The sequence below is a fragment of the Brumimicrobium oceani genome (genome assembly GCF_003143775.1).
Taxonomy (GTDB): Bacteria; Bacteroidota; Bacteroidia; order Flavobacteriales_D; family Crocinitomicaceae; genus Brumimicrobium; species Brumimicrobium oceani.
The window spans coordinates 1-5,652 of record NZ_QFRJ01000026.1; the positions used below are offsets into that span (position 1 = coordinate 1).

Annotated in this window: 2 tRNA genes and 3 rRNA genes; all 5 read right to left on the reverse strand. The window is 45.5% G+C overall.

Features of this window, described 5'->3' with window-relative positions:
* Positions 1-18: 18 nt before the first annotated feature.
* Positions 19-132, reverse strand: a 5S ribosomal RNA gene (gene rrf / locus DIT68_RS16045).
* Between the two features lie 79 nt (positions 133-211).
* Positions 212-3,095 (reverse strand): 23S ribosomal RNA (locus tag DIT68_RS16050).
* 150 nt (positions 3,096-3,245) lie between these two features.
* Positions 3,246-3,319 (reverse strand) — tRNA-Ala (locus DIT68_RS16055).
* Positions 3,320-3,465: 146 nt separating this feature from the next.
* A tRNA-Ile gene (locus DIT68_RS16060) sits at positions 3,466-3,539 on the reverse strand.
* Positions 3,540-3,644: 105 nt separating this feature from the next.
* Positions 3,645-5,166: ribosomal RNA gene (locus DIT68_RS16065) — 16S ribosomal RNA — on the reverse strand.
* The 16S, 23S and 5S rRNA genes sit together here with 2 tRNA genes alongside, the layout of an rRNA operon.
* Between the last annotated feature and the right edge of the window lie 486 nt (positions 5,167-5,652).

Sequence of the window (5,652 nt, forward strand, 5' to 3'; positions counted from 1 at the left end):
CTGTATGAGGTTTTTAAAAAGTGGCGTCGTCTTACTCTCCCACCCTTAAAAGGGCAGTACCATCAGCGCAAGCAGTCTTAACTTCTCTGTTCGGAATGGTAAGAGGTGGACCCTGCTGCAATAGACACCGAAAATCTTGATTAGCTATGCTAACACAAATATTTTGGTTGCTATGAAAATATTGGGTGATTGAAATAGTAAAAGAGAAGAGCACTATAAGTTTACGGGTTATTAGTACTACTCGGCTTTGACATTACTGTCTTTACACCTGTAGCCTATCAACGTGGTAGTCTTCCACGGCCCTTAAAAGATTTCTCATCTTGAGGTGAGTTTCGTGCTTAGATGCTTTCAGCGCTTATCTCATCCATACGTAGCTACCCTGCGATGCAGCTGGCGCCACAACAGGTACACCAGAGGTATGTCCTCCCCGGTCCTCTCGTACTAGAGGAAGGTCCTCTCAAAAATCTAACGCCCACAACAGATAGGGACCGAACTGTCTCACGACGTTCTGAACCCAGCTCGCGTGCCACTTTAATGGGCGAACAGCCCAACCCTTGGGACCTTCTCCAGCCCCAGGATGTGACGAGCCGACATCGAGGTGCCAAACCACTCCGTCGATATGAGCTCTTGGGAGTGATAAGCCTGTTATCCCCGGAGTACCTTTTATCCTTTGAGCGATGGCCCTTCCATGCGGAACCACCGGATCACTATGCTCTAGTTTCCTACCTGATCGACTTGTAGGTCTCTCAGTCAAGCACCCTTATGCCATTACACTCTACACACGATTACCAACCGTGTTGAGGGTACCTTTAGGAGCCTCCGTTACTCTTTTGGAGGCGACCACCCCAGTCAAACTACCCACCACACAATGTCCCCATCAAGGACAGGTTAGACATCAAACAATTTAAGGGTGGTATTTCAACAACGACTACTCTACGCCTAGCGACGCAGCATCAAAGTCTCCCACCTATCCTACACATAAAGTGTCCAATGTCAATGTGAAGCTATAGTAAAGGTTCACGGGGTCTTTCCGTCCCGTTGCGGGTAATCGGCATCTTCACCGATACTACAATTTCACCGAGCTCATGGCTGAGACAGTGCCCAGATCGTTGCACCATTCGTGCAGGTCGGAACTTACCCGACAAGGAATTTCGCTACCTTAGGACCGTTATAGTTACGGCCGCCGTTTACCGGGGCTTCAATTCAATGCTTCTCCGAAGATGACATCTCCTCTTAACCTTCCGGCACCGGGCAGGTGTCAGGCCTTATACTTCAACTTTCGTTTTCGCAAAGCCATGTGTTTTTGATAAACAGTCGCCTGGGCCTATTCACTGCGGCCTCTCAGATGAGAGGCGTCTCTTCTCCCGAAGTTACGAGACGATTTTGCCTAGTTCCTTAGCCATGATTCACTCGAGCACCTTAGGATTCTCTCCTTGACTACCTGTGTCGGTTTGCGGTACGAGTAATTGTAACCTGAAGCTTAGAGGTTTTTCTTGGAAGCACTTAGGATCATTATCCACTCATCCGTAGACTTGTGGTACTATCACATTGGCCATTCGGTGCGGATTTGCCTACACCAAATATAGCTACACGCTTTAACGAACTATTCCGTCAGTTCGCAGATCTTTCATCACTCCGTCACCCCATCGCAGTTACAATTAGTATGGGAATATTAACCCATTATCCATCCACTACCCCTCTCGGGTTCGCGTTAGGTCCCGACTAACCCTGAGCCGATTAGCGTCGCTCAGGAAACCTTAGTCTATCGGTGAGCAGGTTTCTCGCCTGCTTTATCGTTACTCATTCCTACATTTGCTTTTCTATGCGCTCCAGCATACCTCAAAGTACACATTCAACGCACATAGAATGCTCCCCTACCACTCACAACTATTGTTGTAAATCCACAGCTTCGGTAATACGCTTATGCCCGATTATTATCCACGCTCGATCGCTCGACTAGTGAGCTGTTACGCACTCTTTAAATGAATGGCTGCTTCCAAGCCAACATCCTAGCTGTCTATGCAATCGAACCACGTTAGTTCAACTTAGCGTATATTTTGGGACCTTAGCCGATGGTCTGGGTTCTTTCCCTCTCGGACATGGACCTTAGCACCCATGCCCTCACTGCTCAGTATATCTTATAGCATTCGGAGTTTGTCTGGGTTTGGTAGGCGGTGAAGCCCCCTAGCCCAATCAGTAGCTCTACCTCTATAAGACTCTACCTGAACGCTGCACCTAAATGCATTTCGGGGAGTACGAGCTATTTCCTAGTTTGATTGGCCTTTCACCCCTATCCACAGTTCATCTGAACACTTTTCAACGTATATCAGTTCGGTCCTCCATTCCGTGTTACCGGAACTTCAACCTGACCATGGATAGATCACAAGGTTTCGCGTCTACCCCCATTAACTAAATCGCCCTATTCAGACTTGCTTTCGCTTCGACTACGATTCTTAAAATCTTAATCTCGCTAATGAGGAGTAACTCGTAGGATCATTATGCAAAAGGCACGCCGTCACCCGTAGGCTCCGACCGCTTGTAGGCACACAGTTTCAGGATCTTTTTCACTCCCTTATTCAGGGTTCTTTTCACCTTTCCCTCACGGTACTGGTTCACTATCGGTATTTGAGGAGTATTTAGCCTTAACAGATGGTTCTGCTAGATTCAGACAGGATTTCACATGTCCCGCCCTACTCAGGATACTACTAGGTATATGCACTATTTCATTTACGGGACTATCACCCTCTACGGTTGAGCTTTCCAACTCTATTCAATTATAATACATAAGTCCACATTGTAGTCCTACAACCCCAAAGTTGCCGAAACAACTCTGGTTTGGGCTACTTCGATTTCGCTCGCCGCTACTCTCAAAATCACTATTGTTTTCTCTTCCTCTGGGTACTTAGATGTTTCAGTTCTCCAGGTTAGCTTCTATCTTACGACAGATGTTATGTCTTCAACATAACGGGTTGCCCCATTCAGAAATCTACGGATCAATAAATATTTGCTTCTCCCCGTAGCTTATCGCAGCGTATCACGTCTTTCATAGCCTCTCAAATCCAAGGCATTCCCTGTGTGCCCTTAATAACTTATTAGTTTTCTTATATTTCTATTACTATTTCAATCAATTCCAACATTTCAAAGAACTTTTATTGTTAATTACAACCATTCAAGGTAAATAATCTACTAAAAGTGTTTAATATCTCTTTTTATCCCATAATTTCATCTCGTTTGATGAAAATAAGTGGAGAATATCGGAGTCGAACCGATGACCTCCTGCGTGCAAGGCAGGCGCTCTAGCCAGCTGAGCTAATCCCCCAATTTAAAGGATGAGTTATCAAGTGCTTAAGTTATCAAGCGCTGGAGTTATCAAGTTTTCAAGTTTAGTTTTCATAAAACTTAACTTTCAATCTTTTAACCCTCACTCTTGTAACATTTTCACTCTCATTCTCACACTGTTTTTTGTAGTCCCGAGCAGATTTGAACTGCTGACCCCTACATTATCAGTGTAGTGCTCTAACCAACTGAGCTACGGGACTAAATGAATAATCCCACCTCAATTGCTTTGCTCCACTTGGTGGGAGAGATATTATTGATTAAGAAATGGAAAACAACGTAACAAAACTACGTTAATGGCCCTCTAGAAAGGAGATGTTCCAGCCGCACCTTCCGGTACGGCTACCTTGTTACGACTTAGCCCCAGTTACCAGATTTACCCTAGGCAGCTCCTTGCGGTTACCGACTTCAGGTACCCCCAGCTTCCATGGCTTGACGGGCGGTGTGTACAAGGCCCGGGAACGTATTCACCGCGCCATGGCTGATGCGCGATTACTAGCGATTCCAGCTTCATGGAGTCGAGTTGCAGACTCCAATCCGAACTGAGATCGGCTTTCGAGATTCGCATCCAATCACTTGGTAGCTGCCCTCTGTACCGACCATTGTAGCACGTGTGTAGCCCAGGACGTAAGGGCCGTGATGACTTGACGTCGTCCCCGCCTTCCTCTCAGCTTGCGCTGGCAGTTTCTCTAGAGTCCTCAGCATTACCTGCTAGCAACTAAAGATAGGGGTTGCGCTCGTTGCGGGACTTAACCCAACACCTCACGGCACGAGCTGACGACAGCCATGCAGCACCTTGCAAAATGTCCGAAGAAAAAAGTGTTTCCACTCCTGTCATTATGCATTTAAGCCCTGGTAAGGTTCCTCGCGTATCATCGAATTAAACCACATGCTCCACCGCTTGTGCGGGCCCCCGTCAATTCCTTTGAGTTTCAACCTTGCGATCGTACTCCCCAGGTGCATTACTTATCACTTTCGCTTAGACACCAACTGTATATCGCTGATATCGAGTAATGATCGTTTACGGCGTGGACTACCAGGGTATCTAATCCTGTTCGCTCCCCACGCTTTCGTCCCTGAGCGTCAATTCAGGCCTAGTGAGCTGCCTTCGCTATCGGTGTTCTGTGTCATATCTATGCATTTCACCGCTACATGACACATTCCGCCCACTTCGACCGAATTCAAGACTAGTAGTTTCAATGGCAATTTCTTGGTTAAGCCAAGAGATTTCACCACTGACTTAATAGCCCGCCTGCGGACCCTTTAAACCCAATGATTCCGGATAACGCTTGGACCCTCCGTATTACCGCGGCTGCTGGCACGGAGTTAGCCGGTCCTTATTCGTTTAGTACCGTCAGCCCCCAACTCGTTGGGGGGTTTCTTCCTAAATAAAAGCAGTTTACAACCCATAGGGCATTCTTCCTGCACGCGGCATGGCTGGATCAGAGTTGCCTCCATTGTCCAATATTCCTCACTGCTGCCTCCCGTAGGAGTCTGGTCCGTGTCTCAGTACCAGTGTGGGGGTTCACCCTCTCAGGCCCCCTATCTATCGCGGTCTTGGTAAGCCGTTACCTTACCAACTAACTAATAGAACGCATGCCCATCTAATACCGCCGAAGCTTTCTTCCCTAAAACTTAAGTCTCAAGGATCGTATGGGGTATTAATCCGGATTTCTCCGGGCTATCCCCCAGTAAAAGGTAGGTTGCATACGCGTTACTCACCCGTGCGCCGGTCGTCATCTAGTGCAAGCACCAATGTTACCCCTCGACTTGCATGTGTTAGGCCTGCCGCTAGCGTTCATCCTGAGCCAGGATCAAACTCTCCGTTGTAAAAGACTTTGAATATTTGTTGTGGCTCATTAATTTCGTATATTACGCTGTTTCCTTATTTCTCAATCTATCAAAGAACTTATATTGTGGTAAATTGTTAACTCAATAACTCATCTACTTTTCTATTTTTATCTTCCGTAACTCGTTTGTTTTGGAGGGGACAAAATTAGTAATTAAATTTAACCTGAAAGCTTTTTTTTAATTTATTTTTAAAATTAAATTAAAACTATCAAATTTATTTCCCAGCTCGTTTGCGGGGTGCAAAGATACTCGCTTAATTTTAACTAGCAAGCTTTATTTAAATTTATTTTAAAAGTTTTTTTTAATAAACTCTTAAAACAAAATTAAACATCCTTTCAAATAAAATCCCAGCTCGTTTGCGGGGTGCAAAGATACTGAGCTTTTTTCCATATCCAAGCTTTTTCGGAAACTATTATTGAAGTATTTTTAAATTAATGCTTAACTCTCTTAAAATGTTTGATTTAA